This is a genomic window from Chryseobacterium sp. KLBC 52, from assembly GCF_003347605.1.
Classification (GTDB): Bacteria; Bacteroidota; Bacteroidia; order Flavobacteriales; family Weeksellaceae; genus Chryseobacterium.
Genome location: NZ_QDFZ01000010.1, coordinates 53,089 through 73,525 on the forward strand (window position 1 = coordinate 53,089; position 20,437 = coordinate 73,525).

A 20,437-nucleotide genomic window follows, 5' to 3' on the forward strand; every position below is an offset into this window, starting at 1 on the left:
TTCTTAGTTTGAATTCTATATCGTGGCTGCGTTCCGGATGTTCTAATTTTGTCATATAAAATTAAATCATACCTATCATGAAATTTAAAAAATTAGGAAACACAGAAGAACAGTTATCAGCAATTGGTTTAGGATGTATGGGAATGAGTTTTGCTTATGGTCCTACAGACGAGCAGGAAAGTATCAATACCCTTCACAGAGCACTGGATTTGGGAGTCAACTTTTGGGATACGGCAGATATGTATGCCAATGGAGAAAATGAAAAACTGATCTCTAAAGTTTTAGTTCCAAACAGAGATAAGATTTTTATTGCAACCAAATTCGGGTTCAGGTTTAAAGATGGTAAAGCAAGTCACAGTGGGGCTCCCGGAACATATTTTGACGGTTCCCCGGAATGGATCAGACAGGCCGTAGATCTAAGTCTTCAAAGGTTAAAAATAGATACTATTGATTTGTATTATGCCCACAGAGTAGATCCGAATGTTCCTGTAGAAGAAACAGTAGGCGCTATGGCAGAGCTTGTGAAAGCCGGAAAAGTGAAATATATCGGATTATCTGAAGCTTCAGCAGAATCTATCAGAAAAGCGAACAAAATTCACCCGATTGCAGCATTACAGTCAGAATATTCCATCCTTACCAAAGATGTTGAAAATGAGATTTTACCAACCATCAGAGAGCTTGGAATTTCATTGGTGCCTTATTCACCATTAGCTAGAGGTCTTTTTACCAATATTTATGAGGTGCAGAATCTTGGAGATGATGATTTCAGAAAATCACTACCGCGTTACCAGCAAGAGTATCTTGAAAATAACACCAAACTGGCTAACGAGATTAACGAGTTGGCAGCTTCCAAAGGAGTAAAAGGAACTCAGTTGGCCCTGGCATGGGTATTGAGTCAGGGAGACGATATTATCCCGATTCCTGGAACAAAAAGGATTAAATATCTTGAAGAAAATATTGCAGCTATCAATATTGAACTTTCCCAATCAGATCTGGATACCATTGATGCGATCCTGAAAAAATACCCTAACGTAGGGGAAAGATATACAGAAGGATCAATGAAACTGGTAAACAACTAAAAACGATTCATATAAAAACTGAGTTCCTGATAATGAAGGAACTCAGTTTTTTTGTTTTAAATGTTAAAATGAAAAGCATTCAGCTATGAACAGAAGAGAATTATTAAAGAACGGATTATTGGCAGGAACATTGAGCATGATTCCTTTCTCCGGCTTAATGGCACAGTCTAAAACAACTGTTGAAACAACTGGTGATGACCTTTCCGGTTTTAAAAAATTAAAGCTCGGAGAACTGGAACTTTTTGTCCTGACAGACGGATATATTCATGAAGAAAACCTGAACTCATTCGCTCCCAGAGGAACTGTTGCAGAATTGAAATCAATCCTTAAAAACAATTTCAGACCGGAAAATTATATCGATATGGCGATGAATATTCTGTTGGTTAAAACAAAAAATAAACTCATTTTATTCGATACGGGAATGGGGATTTTTGCTGATGAAAGAACCGGATTTCTATTAAAAAGTCTCCAAAAAGCAGGGTTTTCTGCGAAAGATATTACCGATGTTTTTATTTCCCATGCCCATCCCGACCATATCGGAGGAGTGGTAGATAAACAGAATCAGTTTGTTTTTCCCAATGCCAATATTTTTATTTCTAAAACAGAACATGATTTCTGGATGAAAGCTACAGTCAAAGATTTCAGTAACAGTGCTTTAAAAACACAACCTGAATTTCTTAATCAGGTTATTCCGGCAGTTCAGAATATTCTGAAAACCATTCAGCCCAAATTGAAATTCTATGACCTTAATCATCCACTATATGAGTATTTTAGTTTTCAGTTAGCACCTGGTCATACACCAGGTTTAACCGTTACAACCATCTCTTCAGGCAATGAAAAGCTGATCTATATCGCAGATTTGATTCATTCCGATGTAGTTCTTTTCCCACATCCTGAATGGGGCTATTTTGGTGACACTGATCTGGATATTGCAACGGCATCAAGAAAAAAACTCCTGCAGCAACTGGCAGATACCAAAATCAGAGCATTTGCTTATCATTTACCATGGCCAGGTTTGGGATACACAAAGAAAAAAGCAACAGCATTTGAATGGTTTCCGGAAAGTTTTATGAATTAGGTAGCAGGTAGCAGATAGTAGGTGGCAGGTAGCAGGTGAGAGGTAAAGAGGATTAGGGATAAGGAATACATTGACCTTGATTAATAAATAGGTGCTCAACATTCCCCTCCTCCGGAGGGGTGGCAAAAATTCACAGAATTTTTGACGGGGTGGTTAATCAATCGCAGCGGACTTTAGTCCGCTCTTACAAACAATGCTCATTCATAGGGCTTTAGCCCAGACTTATAATACAACAGATCCTCCCAGGCAACGGAAGGATCTGTTTCAAACATAAGAAAAAACTAGAGTTGTATTAATATTAAGCCTCTCCAAATACCAATTCAGGAGAATACAGCTTTCTGAACATGATGTAAGTTACTGTTAGCACAGAAAAAGCAATTATTGCATCTACCGTTGACGGAAAATCAAGCACAGCAATTTTCGAAAAGAAAGCGAAAAGGATGTCAAAAAACATTCCTGCAAATACCCATTCTTTCAATCTTAATAATCTATTGGGAAGCAGAAGAACCAGAACTCCTGAGATTTTAAAAACTCCCAATATATAAATGAAATGAGGCGGATAGCCAAGTTGTTGAGTAATGTCCCATACCACAGGATTTTTTGTCAGTTCAAAGAAACCGCTGGCTCCAAACCATAATGACATAAAAATTGCGCCTGCCCAATAGATGATTTTTGTTGTTTTTGTTTTCATTGTTGTAAATTTTTTAGTGATAATTAAACTGTATAGTATTTTATTTAAAAGCCGTTTTTGCTGATCCTGAAATTTCTCCGGTTTTCATATTCTGAATAAAAGCGATGACTTCCCAGTTTTCAGGAGAAAAACCTTCCGGAAGTTGAAATGTTGTCGTTCCTTCCTGCTGCTTAGTCAAAGTGATTGGGTTTTGTTTGTGAACAATCTGCCAGTGATGCAGATGACGTCCTTCATTTTCCCCTTTTCCTACCTGAGTGGAAGAATGTTTTTCAACCAGATTAACGAGAAGTATATTCTGAGAATCTGTGGAGGTTGCTTTGTAATGAGCATTAATTGTGTTCTGAGAAACGGTTGCAGATAATTCTAAACTTGTTTTTTTAGAAGCAAACAAAGCTTTCTGAATGGCATTTCTGATATTGTTTTCATCAGAGCCTACAAATTCTGTTTTTCCGTTTACTACCAGCTGTGGGGTATAAACCTGTGAATTCAATATTCGGCTGTACTGCTGTTGTCTTTGTGAGTTTTCTGCAGTACTGAAACGGTCTTTCCATCCAAGGCGGTTCCAGTAATCCACATGGTAGGAGAGAAGATAAACAGGTTCATTTTGATATTCCTTTTCAATTTTTCCCATCAGTTCATCTGCAGGAGGGCAGCTGGAGCAGCCTTCTGAAGTGAACAGTTCAAGAACGGCGAAACCACTGTTTTCAGATGTTGGATGCTGTGCTGTCTTTTGATCTTTATTTTGATGAATAAATGCTGAAGTAGCAAATAATACTGCGGTAAAAGCGCTTACTGTGATTAAGTTTTTTAGTATCATGTCTTTTAATTTGATTCAAAAGTAGATACTCTGCAAGGGCAAAAAAATGCAAAAAAGGGTAAACCGGACAAATTAAGAGGTGAATCCGGAAATTGTAGGGGGAAGTATTTTAGGGCAGGGAGAGGGACGCTGGAGGCTGGAAGTTTCTGAGCACGAAAAGGAATAGAGGTTTATTTTTAGTATAAGCCAGGAAGATTAAAAAATTAAAGCAAAAGAAAACCCTGATCATATCAATCAGGGTTATAATTTATTTAAATAAGACTTTTATAGATTATCATGTCTTCAAGTACTTCCAGTGCCCAACCTCCGGCTTCCTTACTACCTTATCTATCTTCCAGCCAAGTAAAAAAACTATGGGTCTTTTCCTTATTAATTAAAAGTTTTTCGGGAGTTTCAATGGTAAGTTTTACCAGTATTTTACGCTGAAAATAATGTTCCATTTCCTTAATGGCTTTAAAATTAACAAGATATTGCCGGTTAACTCTGAAAAACTGCCTGTCAGACACCTGTTCTGCCACTTGCCCCAAAGGCTGCGTAAGGGGAAACTGTTCTTTGGTGAATGTTACAAGATGGGTGATTTCATTATGAATGTAAAAATAAGCAATGTCTTCAGTAGCGATCGTTGTATACTTTTGATTTTTAAAAACCAGAAAACTGCTCTTACCTGAGGCAGCAGGCTGGCTGATTTTCTGTATGATGGATTCCAGATCCGGAAGTTCGTTCTTCTGGAAGAATTTTTTCAGTTCATCAACCTTTCTCAGGGCTTCGGCAATATCTTCTTTTGAAAATGGTTTCAAAACATAGTCAACCCCCTTACTTTTAAAAGCATCCAGCATATACTGATCAAAAGCAGTACAGAAAACCACAGGGCAGGTGATTTCCACCGATTTAAAAATTTCAAAGGAAAGTCCGTCCGAAAGATGGATATCCATAAAAATAAGATCCGGTTTGTTCTCCTTTAAACCTTCAATACTTGTTTCAATACTGTCGTAAACACCCAGGATCTTTGAGTCCGGTTTTAAGTCTGAGATTAAATTCTGCAGGGATTTGGCTGCCCGGAATTCATCTTCAATAATGATTATATTCATGAATTAATGGTAGTTTTATCTGAAACGTTTTTTCGTCTGAATGAATAATAATGTCCTTTTCCAATAAATGTTTATAACGCATTTTAATATTGTCCAGTCCAACTCCCAAAGAATCTTCGGGGTTTACTTTTCGCTGTATAGGATTTTCAATCACAATATGATCATCAGCAGTGTAAATATTAATATGTAAAGGTTTGCTCTGCGAAACAATATTATGCTTGATGCAGTTCTCTACCAAAAGCTGAAGCGTAAAAGGCGGAATAAGGGTTTGAGCGGTTTCTTTTCCAAGTTCATTGGTAAACCTGATTCCTTCTCCAAAACGCGCTTTCTGAAGAAAAAGATAAGAATCTACGATTTTCATTTCTTCCTGAACGTTGATCAGATCCAATTTTCTGCTTTCCAGCGTAAAACGGTAAAAATCGGAAAGTTTTACAATGAAATCAACGGTTTCTTCATCATGCGTTTCTGCCATTAATTTTAATGTATTCAAGCTGTTGAAAAGGAAATGCGGATTAATCTGCTGCTTTAACAATTCGTACTGAGCACCCAGATTATCACTCTTTACCTTTTCCAGTTCAAGCTGTATCTGCTGTCCTGTATAATTATTCTGAAGCAGCGTAAGAAACATATAACATACCAGATTGATTAAAATTCCCCGTACTTCCACCATCAGCATCACAGGACCAAAATTAATATGGGAAAGAATCAGCTGCTGAATCCACGCCAGGCCAAACATAATGACCATCCCGAAAGCCAGTACCACCATCAATCTGGAATAGGAAATATGCTGTCTTCGTTTTGCGGTACGGTTCAGCATATAAATATTGATATACCACATGATCACAGAAAAAGCTGCCGTAATAGCTGAGTTGACCACAGCTTCTTTCCAGTTGAATGCATGAGAAGCCAGTTGTGGAACAGAAGATAAAATGCCCAGGAAAATCGAGCTTATCCAGATAATGGCCTGTGAGATTTTTATTTTTTGCTGTTGCATGAAATCTGCTGATTTGAAAGGGTTAAATTAATGCTTTTTATTGAAAATATTATGATAAATAGTGAGACGGTAGTTTTTTATTAAGGTCTGCTTGCCGGGCGGTAACTCATAAAATACTGTACTCTTTCTTCTTTATTGGGAAAGCTGCTTTGTGGCAGACTATTTTTTATATCATATGAAACTTTTCCGGGATGATCGGCTTGAAGAGTTTCAATGCTTACCAATTCTCCTGTGATGGTTCCGCCTATGTATTGAGGATTGTCATGATATTTCCAGGTTACCAGTTTCATCACAGAACCAGCTTCCGGCATCTGATTTTCTTTGGATAAAGATTCCAGCGCTTTTTCATTTCCATACAATGCAGACATCGTTTTCTTCTTAGGATTTAAAGAATTGGAGATGAATTTGAGATTTCCCGGGTCAAAAACAACCCTTGAAAGTCCATTGTTCGTGTTGTTATTTTGCTTGCTGCAAGAGGTAAGTGAAATAAGACCTACCAATAAGATCAGGATTGTATTTTTCATTTTTTCTGTAAATTTTGAATTAATCTTTGGGTATTGACTTTCATCGGGACATCGAACAGATACCCTGTTTTTTCAGCGAGTTGTCTGTGGCAGGCGATACAGGATTCTTTGGCGAAGGAAGCCGTTTTTCCTGTTGGATGGAGATCATCTCCTGAGAATTTTGCAAATCCCCAACCTTCAGTATCTTGATATTGCTTGGAATCTTTAACCATAAACTGCGCATTGATAAATTTTCCGGGTCTGATTTCTCCGTTAGGAAATTCTTGTTGTTTCCACACAGATTTTACAACCATACTTCCGTCTGGCCACGGATGAAAATTTTCTGTTTCTATAGCTTTTACGGCAATATCATTTCCATAAATTACACGGATAGAATTGTCAAACAATGTACTCATGCTGATGACTTTCCAGTTTTTAAAATCAGGAGTATATGGAACTCCATTGGGAGAAACCGGAAATTGAGCTGGAGTTAGATGAGTTTTAGTTGGAGAAGATGAACTGGGCTCAGTTTTATTGTGTACAGAAGGGTTTACTGAAGATAATGAAAGGGTATATTTTTTAATCGTTTCAATATCTTTTGCGGTAATCTTAGCTGAAGGATGCAGCAGCGTGTACTCATGAAGAGGCATTTTTCCGCTTTGCATCATGTTCAGAATACCGTACATTTTTCCCTGATGCTCAGCAGGAGAGAGCTTTTCCCATTCTGAGAAATTCAGGACTTCTCTGGCTCTTTTAATATCTTTATTCACAGCCCAGGAAACAGGAGCAAGTTTATCGTACCAGCTTAAATTCTGCTGATTGGAATGACAGTTGAAACATGAGTTTTCAAGAATACTGATCACTTCCCTTGGTGCTTCAATTTTTCCTGTAACCGGTTTCCCTTCCAATGGTGTGCTGAATAGCTGCAACCCTCCGAAAACACCTAGTATGGTCAGAAATACAATGGCAATGGGATTTCTTTTTTTCTTTACGGTATCCATAATGTATTGTTTTTATTTTCTGATTCAAAAATAGTTGGGCAGCGCATGCTGTGAAACGGAAAATAGACCAATCCGGACAAATCGAAGGGCGAATCCGGAATTTTTAACTGTGAAAATACAAAAGAATAATCCCGATAGTTGGACTACCGGGATTTGCTGGATTGATTATTTATAAAGTAATACCGCCATCTATAATAATTTCGGTTCCGGTGACATACCCGGAAGAATCGTTGTCGGCTAAATAAGTAACAAGTTTCGCAACTTCTTCAGCAGTTCCCATTTTCTTCAACGGAATCTGGTCTATAAGATGATTTTGAATATTTTTCAACGTTTCTTCATCCAGACCCGCCTTACTCATGATTTCAGTTTGTATAGGCCCCGGACTTATCATATTCACTCTGATTTTTCTTGGAGCTAATTCTGCTGCTGCCGTTTTGGCAATAGAATTCAACGCAGCTTTGCTTGCCTGATAAGCCGAACTGTTGGGTTTATAGGTAGACGCAACAATAGAAGATAAAAAGATGACAGAGGCACCATCGTTTAACAATGGAATGAATTTGCTTAAAGTAAAATAAGCTCCCCTGAAATTAATATTCATCACCTGATCAAAATTTTTGATATCCATATTTTCTATAGGTGTCAGAGTTCCGGTAATACCGGCATTGATAAACAGAATATCTGCTTTACCGAACTTTTTCTCTACTTCTTTCTTCAACAGATCAATATCCTCAAGATCCGCCTGATCTGCAATAAAGGGGATCGCTCCAAGCTCCTCAGCTGCTTTTTCTACAGCTTCTTTTCGTCTTCCGGTAATGATTACGGTTGCTCCTTCTGAGAGAAGTTCCTTGGCAGCAGCGAATCCGATCCCGCTGTTTCCTCCTGTTACGATAGCCAGTTTGTTACTGAATTTTTTCATTGTAAATTTTTTGACAAAGTTATTTCAAAATGGTATACTTTTGTAACCAGTATCACAGAGTATACCAGTATCATTCGTGATATCACTTAACTTTGCAATTATGGAAAGAGATCAGAACGAAGAACTCAGAGCATTACAGGATACCCTTTATTTTATCGGAGGGAAATGGCGGATTCCTGTCATCAATTCATTGTGTAACGGGAACAGACGTTTCAGAGAAATTGAAAGAAGTATTCCCGGAATTACTACCAGAATGCTTTCCAAAGAACTGAAAGATATGGAACTGAATAAACTGCTAAAGCGCACCGTTTATCCCGAAACTCCTGTTTTAATAGAATATGAACCCACAGAATATTGCCGGACCTTTGGAAATATTATCCAGGAAATGATCAACTGGGGCAGGGAGCATAGGAGAGTGATTGTGGAAGATAGAAAATAATACCAATAAAAAACCTCTCGCGAGGGAGAGGTTTATAACTATTTGTCAAAAATTTCGATCATTATATTGTCAGGAATTATTCCCGAATAATCATAAGACTGGACGTTAAGTTGAGTAACTGAACTTACACAGACTACCTTATTGTTGTAGCTGAACACTTTATAAGGATACCTCTTTGTATTGATTGTCTTGGTTTTTGTGTAAGAATTGATGTTATAAAGCTCAATGGTCTTACTTGTAGTTCCTGCAATAATACTGTTACTATCAAAATCAAAACTTGATAGCTTGGAGTTTCCGGAAGGCAGATCATTCTGATAAATCATTTGCGAATTATATACAGAACCTGAACTTGCCGTAATGATTCTTCCATCAGGAAATGCTTCAAATATCCTGTGATTCAGAGGATGATCTCCGTGATAGGTATCATCCTGATGACTTATGTAATTCCCATTAAGATCAAAATTATAAAGATCCATATCTACAGGTGTAATATTCTGTGTTATGGTATATAATTGCACAGAACTTCCTACAGCTTTTCTCATCCTCCCGCTATTATAATAAAGCTGAGGTGATTGAGAAATGATAGCTTTTGTAGCCCTGCTTGCTGATTTAATCACACTGGAACTGCTATTACTATTTGAAGAACCGTAAAGTATACCATTATGATAAACAGTACTGATAAGCGGCATTCCGAAACTTACCTGAGCTTTCAATGTCAGGTCATTTCCATCATAAATATCTACCCAGCCATCATTTCTGGGAACATATAGTTCTACACTCCCATTATAGGTTCCAATATCAGAGTAGCCTAAAGTTGCATTTGTGCTGATCTGATGGGTAACAGAATTTGTATTTACATCATAAATAGCAATTTTCCCATCCGTATCCAATAAGTATAGCTTTCCGGAGTTTTTATCAAATTGGGCATCAAAAGTTTTAAGATTAACCAATTTAATCTCAGATCTTTCAATTTTTATGATATTACTTTTAACCTCTTCACCATTGGCCTTAATACCAATAACCTGATATTCTACATAAGGGTTAAATGGTACGGCTGAAGTAAATGTAAACAGATTCGGATAGCTGGTACCAATTTCGGATTGTATCCCATTTTGAGAATCACTTCTTACAATTTTATAATGATTATAAGTGGCATCTCCACTAAGCGTCCATTTTAAGCTTACCGTTTCAGTGGTATCACTGTAATTTGAAGTTAAATTGATCTTATTTTCAATAACAGGAGGTGTTACTGTGACCACCTCCGTAATATCATCGTTTGAACTGCTGCATGAAAATATTGATAAATAAGCAAATAATACGATTATAGTTTTTTTCATAAAATTTTTAGATACTGTCAATGATTTCATTTAACACAGTGCTAGGTCTCATGGCTGCATACGTTTTATAGGTATCCGTTTTGTAGTATCCTTCAATGTTCTGAGGTTTACCCTGAGCACCAATTAATTCAGCATTGATTACTTCTTCATTTTCCTGCATTGCCTGAGCAACAGGAGCAAATTGAGCTGCCAATTCAGCATCTGCAGTCTGGTTAGCTAACGCCTCAGCCCAGTACATTGCTAAATAGAAGTGCGAACCTCTGTTGTCAATCTGGCCTACTTTTCTTGCTGGAGATTTGTCTGTTGCTAAGAATTTTGCATTTGCTTCATCCAATGCATCAGCTAAAACTTGAGATTTTGTATTCCCCTGAGTTTGTGCCAGGTGCTCTAAAGAAGCCTGAAGTGCCAGGAATTCACCTAGAGAATCCCATCTTAAATATCCTTCTTCCAGGAACTGCTCAACGTGTTTTGGAGCAGAACCTCCGGCACCAGTTTCAAATAAACCACCACCGTTCATCAATGGAACAATAGAAAGCATTTTTGCAGAAGTACCAAGCTCAAGGATTGGGAAAAGGTCTGTTAAATAATCTCTCAATACGTTTCCGGAAACAGAGATGGTATCTTTACCTTCTCTTGCTCTCTTCAACGTTTCAGTCATAGCATCTTTTACATCAAGGATTCTGATGTCAAGACCTGTTGTATCGTGATCAGCAAGATATTTTTCTACTTTTTTGATGATTTCTCTGTCGTGAGCTCTTCCTTTGTCTAACCAGAAGATTGCTGGAGTATCAGATAATCTTGATCTGTTAACCGCTAGTTTTACCCAGTCCTGGATAGGAGCATCTTTAGTCTGACACATTCTGAAGATATCATCTTTTTCTACTTTCTGAGAAAGAAGAACGTTTCCAGCCTCATCCTGAACTTCTACAGTTCCGTCAGCAGCTACCTGGAAAGTTTTATCATGAGAACCATATTCTTCAGCTTTCTGAGCCATTAAACCTACGTTTGGAACAGATCCCATTGTGGTAGGATCTAATTTTCCGTGCGCTTTCATATCATCAATCACAGACTGATAGAAACCTGCGTAAGAACGGTCTGGGATAATACAAACAGTATCTTCTTCGTTTCCGTCCTTGTTCCACATCTTACCTCCGCCTCTTACAAGAGCAGCCATAGACGCGTCAACGATGATGTCAGAAGGTACGTGGAAGTTAGTAATTCCTTTGTCAGAATTTACCATGGCCACTCTAGGTCCTTCAGCAAGAGCTTTTTCAATATCAGCTTTGATATCAGCTTCCTGAGCATTTCCTTTGATTTTTTCAAAAAGATCCGCAAGACCGTTATTTGGATTGATGTCTAAAGACTTGAAAGTCTCAGCATATTTTGTGAATACTTCTTTGAAGAAAGTCTCAACGATAGCCCCGAAAATAATTGGGTCAGAGATTTTCATCATTGTTGCTTTAAGGTGGGCAGAAAGAAGTACATTTCTTTTCTTAGCTTCCTCGATAGCTTCCTGAACGAATGCTCTTAGTGCATTTAAGTTCATTACAGAAGAATCAATTACTTCACCAGCCTGAAGACCTGCGAAGTCTTTTAATACAGATTCAGAACCATCATTACCTTTGAATACGATTCTGTATTTGGTAGCATTTTCTAAAGTTGTAGAAGTTTCTGTACCGTAGAAATCACCATTGTTCATGTGAGCTACATCAGTTTTGCTGTCAGATGCCCAGTTACCCATTCTGTGAGGGTTTGCTTTTGCATAGTTTTTAACAGCTTTTGGAGCACGTCTGTCAGAGTTTCCTTCTCTTAATACAGGGTTTACAGCACTTCCTAGTACTTTAGCATATTTAGCTTTGATTGCTTTTTCTTCGTCATTTTTAGGCTCTGCAGGATAGTTTGGAACTGCGAAACCTTTACCTTGCAGTTCAGCAATCGCTGCATCCAATTGAGGTACAGAAGCAGAAATGTTAGGTAACTTAATGATGTTCGCATCAGGTTGTGTTGCCAATTCTCCCAGTTCTGCCAAAGCATCACCAATTTTCTGATCGTCTTTTAAAAACTCAGGGAAGTTAGCTAAAATTCTTCCTGCCAGAGAAATATCCGGAACTGCAATTTCGATATCTGCTGATTTTGTGAAAGCTTTTACGATCGGTAAAAACGAGTGAGTAGCCAGCATTGGAGCTTCATCAGTAAGTGTGTAATAGATTTTTGATTTTTCTGACATTATACTGTTATTTTTTATTTGAAATTTTAAGTCCCACAAATTTAGTAAATATCATTGTTTTATTGAAGATATTTCCATAAAAAAAAGAGGGTTTTGACTCTTTAATTTGATATCTGTATAATTTGTGCTTCACTTCCTTTCATAATTATTTTAAAAACAATTTTATAATTTTCAGAAACTGAACTTTCTGTTTATAAAATCTTCTTTTTCCAGACTATAGAAATAGTGAATTTTTTGTTTGGAAACTTGATTATCAAATGGATGAATTTTTTTTAACTTTAAGATTAATTTAATCATAATAAAACGGATAAAATTTTCTTTTTTGATTACATTTGAAAAACTTTAAAAATAAATATTATGTCGACGACCATCACTTTAAAAGGAAACGAAGTACACACAATAGGAACATTGCCATCAGTAGGAACCACTGTAAAAGATTTTGCACTGGTAGATTCAGGATTAGCAGTAAAAACTCTTGACACTTTTGCAGGAAAGAAAAAGGTATTCAATATTTTCCCAAGCATTGATACACCTACTTGTGCTGCTTCTTCAAGAAAATTCAATGAAGAGGCTTCAAAACTTGATAATACAGTGATCATCAATGTTTCTAAAGACCTTCCATTTGCATTAGGAAGATTCTGCGCCGCTGAAGGATTGAATAATGTGGAAACACTTTCAGACTTCAGAAGCAGCTTCGGAGATGATTATGAAGTGACCATCGCAGATTCTCCTATGAAAGGATTATTAAGCCGTGCAGTAATTGTTACTGACGAAAACAACAAAGTAGTTTATACCGAGCAGGTTCCGGAAATTGCCAATGAGCCTAATTACGATGCTGCTCTTGCTGCATTGAAATAATAAAATAATTTTTGTAGAAAAGCCTTGTGAATATCATTTTTACAAGGCTTTTTTTGAATATAACACCTCATCCAATCACACCAAATGATGTCAAATAATTATAAGAAATATGGAGAACTTTTTCAGGTAGATCAGGATCATTTTGAAGAATTCTATGCACTGCTTCAAGACACAAAGCTTTTAAAATCTGATTTTTTTCTCAAACAGGGAGAAAAATGCAAATATCTGGGTTTTATTAAAAAAGGAACCATAAGATCTTTCTACATCAACGATCAGGGACGCGAAATCAATTTTGGATTCTATTTCGAAAATGAATTTTTTACTGACTACGAAAGTATTCTTTGCGATACTGTATCCAATATGAATATTCAAGCCCTTGAAAACTGTGAAATTCTACTGCTGAGTAAAGAACATTTACAGGATTTATATAAAAAAGAAGCCTACTGGCAGCAATTCGGAAGAGTAATGAGTGAAAAGATTTATCTGGATGCCAAGAAACGAATCGATGATCTTTTGTGCTTTTCTCCCGAAAACAGATACCTTAATCTTGTCAAAAAACAGCCAGCACTTTTTCAGAAAATTGCCCAGAAACATATTGCCAGTTACCTTGGTGTAACAGAACAGTCACTGAGCCGTATCAGAAGCCGCATTGTTAATTAACTTAAGTTAACGTCCGCTCATGTTTTAAACCGTAGCTTTATCATCATCAAATTTTAACACAATCATTATGGAACAAAAAGATTTAACCATTATTCTGGTACACGGAGCATGGGGAGATGGATCACACTGGCAATACATTATCCCTTCACTGACAAAAGCGGGATATAAAGTAAGAAGTGTTCAGAACCCGCTAACTTCTCTGCAGGACGACATTAATAAGACCAAAGACCTTATTGATGCTCAGGATGGCAAAGTACTTTTAGTAGGGCATTCTTATGGTGGTGCCGTTATTTCAGGAGCCGGACATCATGATAAGGTGGCTGGACTCGTTTATATTGCGGCTTTTGCACCTGATGCAGGAGACAGTCTGGGATCTCTGCTAGGAAGAAGAGAATCGCCGGGTGGAGCAAGCATTTATCCGGATAACAAAGGCTTTTTATGGATTAAATATGATGAATTCAAATCTGCTTTCTGTCAGGATTTAGATGGTGAAAAAGCACTGGTAATGTCATTATCACAGAAACCTATTCATGGTCAGTGTTTTGGAGATGTAGCAGGTGAACCGGCATGGAAAACACTTCCAAGTTGGTATCAGATCTCTTTGCAGGACCGCATGATTCCTGCAGAAACGGAAAGAGAAATGGCAGAACGTATTGAACCAAAGAAAATAATCTCTTTAGATGCAGGACACGCTTCATTGGCTTCACATCCTGAAGAAGTTACTCAGCTGATCTTAGAAGCAGCGGCTGCCGTTTAAATATAAGATATAAAACAAGAATTGAGTAAGCCTTGTGAAATTTTACGTAATTTCACAAGGCTTTTTTAATGAAAATAACAGTACAAAATGGTAAAAAGAATCGTAGCCAATATTAAAACCAATGATCTTTCCAGAGCCAGTCAGTTTTATCAGGATATTTTAGAACTGGATGTTTTGATGGATCATGGCTGGATTAAAACGTTAGGTAATGATGAAGAAGCTAAAATTCAGATCAGTTTTGCCGAACAGGGAGGAAACGATACGGAAGTTCCCGATCTTTCCATTGAAGTAGATAATGTGGATGAAGTGTATGAAAAGATGAAAAAAGCCGGTTTTGAAATCACTTACGAACTTATCAATGAAGACTGGGGTGTCCGCAGGTTTTTTGTTAAAGATCCGTTTAAGAAACTGATCAATATACTGTCTCACCAATAAATACAATTACAATGAAAGCGGATAGAATTATTCCTGTATTAAGAATCTTCGATTATCATAAAACAAAAGAATTTTATGTAGACTGGCTGGGATTTGAGATCGTGTGGGAACATTATTTTGAAGAAAATACCCCTGTTTATATGGGGGTGAAAAAAGAAAATATCATTTTCCATTTAAGTGAACATCATGGGGACGGAACACCCGGAACAAGAGTTTCAGTCTGGGGAGAAGGCGTTCCTGAATATCACAAAGAACTGACCGGCAAAAAATACAAATACAACCGTCCCGGACTTGAAAAAACGTTTTACGGAGCCATATCCTTTACTGTAATTGATCCTTTTGGAAATAAAATTACTTTCGAAGAAGAATACGATGAAGTAAAACATAAAGACCTGAACCTGTATTCCCACGATTGATAAAACTATGCTTTCCAATATACACCAGGAATTTGAAGTGCCGGAAGAAGTAAGGGATACCATCAAATGCTTTTGGTATAACAGAAGAGATTATGGAGAAGAACTGTCCGAATTTACAGTCCTTCCGGATGGTTATGCAGAAATCATTTTTCATTTTGGAAGCGGATGCAGTATTGCTCACCAGGGAATTTTACAGGCTTTACCTTCTCCGTTTATTATGGGACTGCTCAATCAACCTGCTCTTTTTCATGCTCAGAACCAGTTGGAAATTATCGGAATCAGATGTTTTCCCTGGGCTGTTTTTGATTTGCTGGAAATTTCATCAGAAAAAACAGAAAACGGAGTTCATACATTCGAACATCCTGTTGTTCAACTTCAAACGGTATTAAGTGATCTTGTTACTCAAGTAAAAATAGAAGAAGCTATTACCCAGGTAGAGTATTATTTTCTGAAATTACATCAAAATACCAAATCAGACAGTCTCCTTTCTAAAGCCGGAGCCGCCATAAGAAAAAATAAAGGAGCCATTCCTGTAAATCAGGTTGCGGATTCAGCGCATACGACCGTTAGAACATTAGAAAGAAAATTTAAACAGTCTTCCGGTCACACGGTAAAAGATGTCTCCGGAATTATGCGTTTTGAGCAGATCAGAAATCGTCTGTGGAATGCTCCTGAAGCTTCCATTGCTGAACTGGCACAGGAATTTGGATATACAGATCAATCTCATTTAAGCAGAGAGTTTAAACGTTATAGTGGCACAACACCTGCCGCTTTTGCACGGGAATCCAAAAAGAGAAAACAAGCTTTAAGTAATGATTTTGTCGCATTTGTACAAGCATAAAAGAAACGCATTCCGGAATTTTGTACCCTAATTAATACAGTGAAATTATGGTACTGAATCATAAAAAAGTGGCTATTATTGGCGCCGGACCCGTTGGTTTAACAATGGCTGTTCTGTTACAGCAAAAAGGTGTTGAAGTGAATGTTTATGAAAGAGATCTTAATGCACAGACAAGAGTCTGGGGCGGTACCTTAGATCTGCATAAAGAATCAGGGCAGAAAGCCATGAAAAAAGCCGGGCTGCTTGAACAATATTACGCGACAGCTTTACCTATGGGAATCAAAATTGCCGATGAACAGGGAAATATCCTGTTTACAAAAGAAATCACCCCCGAAAATCAATATGACAATCCTGAAATTAACAGAAATCATTTGAGAGCAATGCTGCTTGGCAGTCTGGCCGACGATACCATAATCTGGGATATGAATTTTACCGGAATGGAAGAAAATGATGGACAATGGCTGCTTCATTTTAAAGACAAACCTGATGTGACAGCTGATCTTGTTATCGGTGCCAATGGTGGAATGTCTAAAGTAAGAAAATATGTAACAGATGCCGAAGTAGAAGAAACCGGGACGTTTATCATTCAGGGAGATGTTCCACATCCTGAAAAAACTTGTCCCGAATTTTTCAACTGGTGTGATGGGAAAAGACCAATGGCAGCTTTTGAAGGCAATTTATTGGTCGCTAATCCTTATAATAATGGTGCTTTGACTTACGGAGTTATATTCAAAAAACCTGAAGAATGGGAAGATGGCTGTACCTTAAACTTTAAAGATACAGAACAGGTTCGTCAGTTCCTTTCCGAGAGGTTCTCTGCATGGAGTGAGCTTTATCAACAGCTATTTAACGCAACTTCCTTTTTTGTAGGGTTGCCAACGAGAAGGATTCCATTAGAAAAACCCTGGAAAAATAACCGTTTGTTACCTGTTACATTGATTGGTGATGCTGCCCATCTGATGCCACCTTTTGCAGGACAGGGCGTGAATACGGGATTAGTGGATGCATTAATTTTATCAGAAAATCTGACAGAAGGAAAATACCTAACCATTTCTGAAGCCATTAACGCTTACGAAAAAGAGATGTTTCTTTATGCCCGAGAAGCACAGCTTGAATCCAGCAAAAACGAACTGGAAATGCGGGATATCAAATTCTCTTTTACAAGCTTTATCCAATAATTAATGATCCGGATCATTAAAAGGTAAGGGGAATAAAACTTACCTTTACATTTTAAAAAAAGAATGAAACGTTCAGGAACAGCAGATTTACCCCTTCACTATGGCAAAGTACCGCCATGGCTGTATGAGCGTATGTCTGTTCTTGGGCTGTCTATTATTGAAGTCATTCTCATGGATTACGGTAAAGATGAAGTGCTGCGCCGATTAGCAGATCCATTCTGGTTTCAAAGTTTTGGAGCGGTGATGGGAATGGACTGGCATTCTTCAGGAATTACCACTTCCGTTATGGGCGCTTTAAAACGTTCTATTAATCCTAATTCGCAATCTCTCGGACTTTATATCTGTGGCGGAAAAGGGAAATTCTCCCGCGAAACTCCATCAGAACTGATCCAGATTGCAGATAAAACCGGACTGAACGGGACCGAGCTGGTAAGAGCCAGCAAACTTTCTGCAAAAGTAGATAACACAGCCATTCAGGATGGATATCAGCTGTATCTGCACAATTTCATCCTTTCAGACAATGGAAACTGGAGCGTTATTCAGCAGGGAATGCATGAATCCGATGGAACAGCAAGACGTTACCACTGGCACTCGGAAAATATCACTTCGTTTGTAGAAAAGCCCCACACAGGAATCAATGGGATTTCAAGAGGAAGAATTCTTAACCTTACGGATACCGAAGCTTCAGAAAACAGAAAAGGAATTCTGGATATTTCCCATACCGATTCGGCTGAGGTGATGAAAGATTTTGCAAGACTTATTCTTCCTGCCCACCATGATGTTCAGGCTTCTGATGTTGATTTGAAACGATTGGGAGCACTTTTATACGTTACCAGAGAACAACAGCCCCAGAATTTTGAAGACTTACTGATGCTGGAAGGTGTAGGACCAAGAACCATGCAGTCATTGGCTCTGGTCAGTGAAGTGATTCACGGAGCACCGTCAAGATTTGAAGATCCTGCAAGGTTTTCTTTTGCTCATGGAGGTAAGGACGGACATCCTTTTCCAGTTCCGATCAATACGTATGACGAAAGTATCAGCATTCTCAGAAAAGGAATTGAAAAATCCAGGCTGGGAAACTCTGATAAGCTGAATTCCTTAAACAAGCTTCACCAGATTGTCACTGAAGCAGAAAAAGACTTTACACCGGATTTTGATATTCAGCAGGTCATTGAAGAAGAAAGACATAATTCCTGGCGTTTTGGTGGAAAAACCGTATTTGGAGATGCCCAGAAACCTAACCCTCCAAAAGCAATCCAGCTTTCTTTATTTTAAAGCAAAAGTCTTATAATTCTATTACCGTCAAATAAATGTTTTACCATTCCCATCCTCCGGAGGGGTGGCAAAAATTCAAAGAATTTTTGACGGGGTGGTTTAAATAACTGTTTAATATTATAGATTTTAAAATAGTATTGATTAGAGTGTAATACATGGCTTTTTATAAAGGTGTTACATTCTTTGTTTAATGTTTCTTGCTTTAATTCAATTAAAAATTTTACTTTTAAAGACTTAAAAAATTGACACCAAATGACCAATAAAGCTTTAGAAACCTGCTATGATTTCCCCTTCTTTTTCCCTGAAGAGCTTGCTGAAATATTCCAGGCTCATGAAAAAACGTCTTTCCAGAAAGGTGATTTCATTCTTGAAGAAGGAAAAACAGCCAATGAATATTATATTCTTGAAAGCGGATTGGCGCGTTCCTATGTGAATGATTTCAACGGAAATGAAGTAACCACTCATTTTTTTGTAGAAAATGAAGTAATTATCGAGGTTTTGTCGATGTTTCAGAGAGTTCCATCTCAGGAAAATATTGTTTGTATTACCGACTGCGAATGTTGGAGATTAGATTATGATACCTTCCAGGAGCTGTTCCATAAAATCCCAAACCTCAGGGAATGGGGTAGATCATGGATGTCTCAGGAGCTTTTTGCCTACAAACAAAGGTCTGTAGAGATGTTTACCCTTTCTGCCACCAGAAGATATCTTAATCTGCTGGAACAGAAATCTAAAGTCATACAATTTGCCCCCTTAAAACAAATTGCTTCCTATCTGGGAGTTACAGACACTTCACTGAGCCGTATCCGTAAGGAAATCGTCTCCCATCCTAAGAAAATTTAAATCTTGCCCTATGACAAGTAGATTTTCATTGCACCTCGGTAATTTTGGATTACAGTTTAACACTAAAATTACGAAAAATGAAAGTCAACCAAATTTATGTGAATCTCCCGGTAAAAGATGTACAGAAAACAAAAGAATTCTGGACTAAGGTAGGTTTTTCTATCAATGAACAATTCTCTGATGATAAAGCAACCTGCGTTGTTTTGAATGATACCATCTATGTGATGTTTTTGCAGGAAGATTATTTTATGACCTTCACCAATAAACCTGTTGCCAAAGAAAATACCAGTCAGGTTCTTGTGGCGGTGGGATTAAACAGTCGTGAAGAAGTAGATACAATAGTGAATACTGCTGTAGAAAACGGGGCATGGCAGCATGAAGAACCTCAGGATTATGGATGGATGTACCAGAATTCTTTCTGGGATCCGGATGGGCACGGCTGGAATATCACTTTTGCCGATATGTCTCAAATGCCGACCGAATAATTTAAATCCAAATAAAAAATAAATCTTGTCCTATGGCAAGCACATTCTTATCCTATCCTGGTAATTTTGGATAACAATCACCACTAAAATTTACAAAATGAATATTACCGATATTTACGTCAATTTACGCGTAAAAGACGTTCAAAAAACCAGAGAATTCTGGACGAAGCTTGGCTTTTCTATTAATGAACAGTTTTCAGATGAGAAAGCAATATGCGTAGTCATGAAAGAAAATCATATCTACACTATGTTTCTTAAAGAAGAGTTTTTCCAAACTTTTACCAACAGACCTTTTGCGAAAGGAGATACCACACAGGTACTTCTTGCTATCGGAGTCAACAGCAGGGAAGAAGTAGATGGAATGGTAAAAACAGCGATTGAAAACGGAGGTTCAAAATACAGTGAACCTGTAGATTACGGATGGATGTATCAAAGCAGTTTTGCAGATATCAATGGCCATCAGTGGGAAGTAATGCATGGAGATGTCTCTCAGATCCCTGCCGAATAATTTAATAATAC

At 37.7% G+C, this 20,437-nt stretch carries 23 protein-coding genes; 14 read left to right on the forward strand and 9 right to left on the reverse strand.

Annotated elements, in window-relative coordinates:
- Positions 1-77: 77 nt before the first annotated feature.
- A complete protein-coding gene (locus tag DDF69_RS12245) occupies positions 78-1,079 on the forward strand; it encodes an aldo/keto reductase (protein ID WP_114821022.1) in 1,002 nt (333 codons plus the stop codon).
- An 85-nt stretch (positions 1,080-1,164) separates the two neighbouring features.
- Positions 1,165-2,157, forward strand: coding sequence for an MBL fold metallo-hydrolase (locus DDF69_RS12250; RefSeq protein WP_114821023.1), 993 nt, complete (start codon positions 1,165-1,167; stop codon positions 2,155-2,157).
- A 298-nt stretch (positions 2,158-2,455) separates the two neighbouring features.
- Here the strand turns inward: DDF69_RS12250 and DDF69_RS12255 are convergent, their stop codons facing one another.
- The 7 genes from DDF69_RS12255 to DDF69_RS12285 form a co-directional block, all read right to left on the reverse strand.
- A complete protein-coding gene (locus DDF69_RS12255; protein WP_114821024.1) occupies positions 2,456-2,848 on the reverse strand; it encodes a DoxX family protein in 393 nt (130 codons plus the stop codon).
- Positions 2,849-2,888: 40 nt separating this feature from the next.
- Positions 2,889-3,665, reverse strand: coding sequence for a DUF1223 domain-containing protein (locus DDF69_RS12260; RefSeq protein ID WP_114821025.1), 777 nt, complete (start codon positions 3,663-3,665; stop codon positions 2,889-2,891).
- A gap of 323 nt (positions 3,666-3,988) precedes the next feature.
- The gene (locus DDF69_RS12265) at positions 3,989-4,753 is read right to left on the reverse strand and encodes a LytR/AlgR family response regulator transcription factor (protein WP_114821026.1); all 765 of its coding nucleotides are present in this window, start codon (positions 4,751-4,753) and stop codon (positions 3,989-3,991) included.
- Positions 4,734-5,747 (reverse strand): sensor histidine kinase, encoded by a 1,014-nt coding sequence (locus DDF69_RS12270; protein ID WP_114821027.1) that lies wholly within the window; start codon positions 5,745-5,747, stop codon positions 4,734-4,736. Before DDF69_RS12270 ends, DDF69_RS12265 begins: the two co-directional genes overlap by 20 nt.
- A gap of 80 nt (positions 5,748-5,827) precedes the next feature.
- Positions 5,828-6,271 (reverse strand): hypothetical protein, encoded by a 444-nt coding sequence (locus DDF69_RS12275; RefSeq protein ID WP_114821028.1) that lies wholly within the window; start codon positions 6,269-6,271, stop codon positions 5,828-5,830.
- Entirely contained in the window at positions 6,268-7,251 is a 984-nt protein-coding gene (locus DDF69_RS12280) for a heme-binding domain-containing protein (RefSeq protein ID WP_114821029.1), read from the reverse strand. The genes DDF69_RS12275 and DDF69_RS12280 overlap by 4 nt, the downstream gene beginning before the upstream one ends.
- A 169-nt stretch (positions 7,252-7,420) precedes the next feature.
- Complete coding sequence (locus DDF69_RS12285; RefSeq protein ID WP_185144345.1) at positions 7,421-8,167, reverse strand: SDR family oxidoreductase; 747 nt, start codon at positions 8,165-8,167, stop codon at positions 7,421-7,423.
- 100 nt (positions 8,168-8,267) lie between these two features.
- On the opposite strand from DDF69_RS12285, the gene DDF69_RS12290 reads away from it, so the two are divergent.
- Positions 8,268-8,606, forward strand: a complete 339-nt coding sequence (locus DDF69_RS12290) for a winged helix-turn-helix transcriptional regulator (protein ID WP_114821030.1) — start codon at positions 8,268-8,270, stop codon at positions 8,604-8,606.
- Between the two features lie 38 nt (positions 8,607-8,644).
- Here DDF69_RS12290 and DDF69_RS12295 read toward each other — a convergent pair whose 3' ends face one another.
- A complete protein-coding gene (locus tag DDF69_RS12295; protein ID WP_162800919.1) occupies positions 8,645-9,943 on the reverse strand; it encodes a hypothetical protein in 1,299 nt (432 codons plus the stop codon).
- Positions 9,944-9,950: 7 nt separating this feature from the next.
- Positions 9,951-12,170, reverse strand: a complete 2,220-nt coding sequence (locus DDF69_RS12300; protein ID WP_114821032.1) for an NADP-dependent isocitrate dehydrogenase — start codon at positions 12,168-12,170, stop codon at positions 9,951-9,953.
- Positions 12,171-12,527: 357 nt separating this feature from the next.
- Between DDF69_RS12300 and tpx the strand changes: the two genes are divergently transcribed.
- The 11 genes from tpx to DDF69_RS12355 all read left to right on the forward strand — a co-directional run bounded on the left by tpx (position 12,528) and on the right by DDF69_RS12355 (position 20,426).
- On the forward strand, positions 12,528-13,028 hold the full coding sequence (tpx, locus tag DDF69_RS12305; protein WP_114821033.1) for a thiol peroxidase: 501 nt from the start codon (positions 12,528-12,530) through the stop codon (positions 13,026-13,028).
- Between the two features lie 84 nt (positions 13,029-13,112).
- Positions 13,113-13,688 (forward strand): Crp/Fnr family transcriptional regulator, encoded by a 576-nt coding sequence (locus DDF69_RS12310; RefSeq protein WP_114821034.1) that lies wholly within the window; start codon positions 13,113-13,115, stop codon positions 13,686-13,688.
- A gap of 67 nt (positions 13,689-13,755) precedes the next feature.
- On the forward strand, positions 13,756-14,445 hold the full coding sequence (locus DDF69_RS12315) for an alpha/beta hydrolase (RefSeq protein WP_114821035.1): 690 nt from the start codon (positions 13,756-13,758) through the stop codon (positions 14,443-14,445).
- An 87-nt stretch (positions 14,446-14,532) separates the two neighbouring features.
- Entirely contained in the window at positions 14,533-14,880 is a 348-nt protein-coding gene (locus DDF69_RS12320; protein WP_114821036.1) for a VOC family protein, read from the forward strand.
- Between the two features lie 11 nt (positions 14,881-14,891).
- Positions 14,892-15,296, forward strand: coding sequence for a glyoxalase superfamily protein (locus tag DDF69_RS12325; protein WP_114821037.1), 405 nt, complete (start codon positions 14,892-14,894; stop codon positions 15,294-15,296).
- A gap of 7 nt (positions 15,297-15,303) precedes the next feature.
- Positions 15,304-16,137, forward strand: coding sequence for a helix-turn-helix domain-containing protein (locus DDF69_RS12330; RefSeq protein ID WP_114821038.1), 834 nt, complete (start codon positions 15,304-15,306; stop codon positions 16,135-16,137).
- A gap of 47 nt (positions 16,138-16,184) precedes the next feature.
- The gene (locus tag DDF69_RS12335) at positions 16,185-17,315 is read left to right on the forward strand and encodes an FAD-dependent oxidoreductase (RefSeq protein WP_114821039.1); all 1,131 of its coding nucleotides are present in this window, start codon (positions 16,185-16,187) and stop codon (positions 17,313-17,315) included.
- Positions 17,316-17,378: 63 nt separating this feature from the next.
- Positions 17,379-18,590 (forward strand): DUF763 domain-containing protein, encoded by a 1,212-nt coding sequence (locus DDF69_RS12340; protein WP_114821040.1) that lies wholly within the window; start codon positions 17,379-17,381, stop codon positions 18,588-18,590.
- A gap of 252 nt (positions 18,591-18,842) precedes the next feature.
- Complete coding sequence (locus DDF69_RS12345; protein ID WP_079242156.1) at positions 18,843-19,433, forward strand: Crp/Fnr family transcriptional regulator; 591 nt, start codon at positions 18,843-18,845, stop codon at positions 19,431-19,433.
- A gap of 77 nt (positions 19,434-19,510) precedes the next feature.
- Positions 19,511-19,918: a VOC family protein gene (locus DDF69_RS12350; protein WP_114821041.1), complete on the forward strand. Its 408-nt coding sequence runs from the start codon at positions 19,511-19,513 to the stop codon at positions 19,916-19,918.
- 97 nt (positions 19,919-20,015) lie between these two features.
- The gene (locus DDF69_RS12355) at positions 20,016-20,426 is read left to right on the forward strand and encodes a VOC family protein (protein WP_114821042.1); all 411 of its coding nucleotides are present in this window, start codon (positions 20,016-20,018) and stop codon (positions 20,424-20,426) included.
- Positions 20,427-20,437 lie beyond the last annotated feature (11 nt).

Bases quoted from the DNA above. Each gene is read 5' to 3' on its own strand.
- DDF69_RS12340 (WP_114821040.1), top strand. From the start codon at position 17,379: ATGAAACGTTCAGGAACAGCAGATTTACCCCTTCACTATGGCAAAGTA.
- DDF69_RS12355 (WP_114821042.1), top strand. From the start codon at position 20,016: ATGAATATTACCGATATTTACGTCAATTTACGCGTAAAAGACGTTCAA.
- DDF69_RS12325 (WP_114821037.1), top strand. From the start codon at position 14,892: ATGAAAGCGGATAGAATTATTCCTGTATTAAGAATCTTCGATTATCAT.
- DDF69_RS12320 (WP_114821036.1), top strand. From the start codon at position 14,533: ATGGTAAAAAGAATCGTAGCCAATATTAAAACCAATGATCTTTCCAGA.
- DDF69_RS12285 (WP_185144345.1), bottom strand. From the start codon at position 8,167: ATGAAAAAATTCAGTAACAAACTGGCTATCGTAACAGGAGGAAACAGC.
- DDF69_RS12280 (WP_114821029.1), bottom strand. From the start codon at position 7,251: ATGGATACCGTAAAGAAAAAAAGAAATCCCATTGCCATTGTATTTCTG.
- DDF69_RS12330 (WP_114821038.1), top strand. From the start codon at position 15,304: ATGCTTTCCAATATACACCAGGAATTTGAAGTGCCGGAAGAAGTAAGG.
- DDF69_RS12290 (WP_114821030.1), top strand. From the start codon at position 8,268: ATGGAAAGAGATCAGAACGAAGAACTCAGAGCATTACAGGATACCCTT.
- DDF69_RS12315 (WP_114821035.1), top strand. From the start codon at position 13,756: ATGGAACAAAAAGATTTAACCATTATTCTGGTACACGGAGCATGGGGA.
- DDF69_RS12310 (WP_114821034.1), top strand. From the start codon at position 13,113: ATGATGTCAAATAATTATAAGAAATATGGAGAACTTTTTCAGGTAGAT.
- DDF69_RS12345 (WP_079242156.1), top strand. From the start codon at position 18,843: ATGACCAATAAAGCTTTAGAAACCTGCTATGATTTCCCCTTCTTTTTC.
- DDF69_RS12270 (WP_114821027.1), bottom strand. From the start codon at position 5,747: ATGCAACAGCAAAAAATAAAAATCTCACAGGCCATTATCTGGATAAGC.
- DDF69_RS12335 (WP_114821039.1), top strand. From the start codon at position 16,185: ATGGTACTGAATCATAAAAAAGTGGCTATTATTGGCGCCGGACCCGTT.
- DDF69_RS12300 (WP_114821032.1), bottom strand. From the start codon at position 12,170: ATGTCAGAAAAATCAAAAATCTATTACACACTTACTGATGAAGCTCCA.
- DDF69_RS12255 (WP_114821024.1), bottom strand. From the start codon at position 2,848: ATGAAAACAAAAACAACAAAAATCATCTATTGGGCAGGCGCAATTTTT.
- DDF69_RS12295 (WP_162800919.1), bottom strand. From the start codon at position 9,943: ATGAAAAAAACTATAATCGTATTATTTGCTTATTTATCAATATTTTCA.
- DDF69_RS12250 (WP_114821023.1), top strand. From the start codon at position 1,165: ATGAACAGAAGAGAATTATTAAAGAACGGATTATTGGCAGGAACATTG.
- DDF69_RS12260 (WP_114821025.1), bottom strand. From the start codon at position 3,665: ATGATACTAAAAAACTTAATCACAGTAAGCGCTTTTACCGCAGTATTA.
- tpx (WP_114821033.1), top strand. From the start codon at position 12,528: ATGTCGACGACCATCACTTTAAAAGGAAACGAAGTACACACAATAGGA.
- DDF69_RS12265 (WP_114821026.1), bottom strand. From the start codon at position 4,753: ATGAATATAATCATTATTGAAGATGAATTCCGGGCAGCCAAATCCCTG.
- DDF69_RS12350 (WP_114821041.1), top strand. From the start codon at position 19,511: ATGAAAGTCAACCAAATTTATGTGAATCTCCCGGTAAAAGATGTACAG.
- DDF69_RS12245 (WP_114821022.1), top strand. From the start codon at position 78: ATGAAATTTAAAAAATTAGGAAACACAGAAGAACAGTTATCAGCAATT.
- DDF69_RS12275 (WP_114821028.1), bottom strand. From the start codon at position 6,271: ATGAAAAATACAATCCTGATCTTATTGGTAGGTCTTATTTCACTTACC.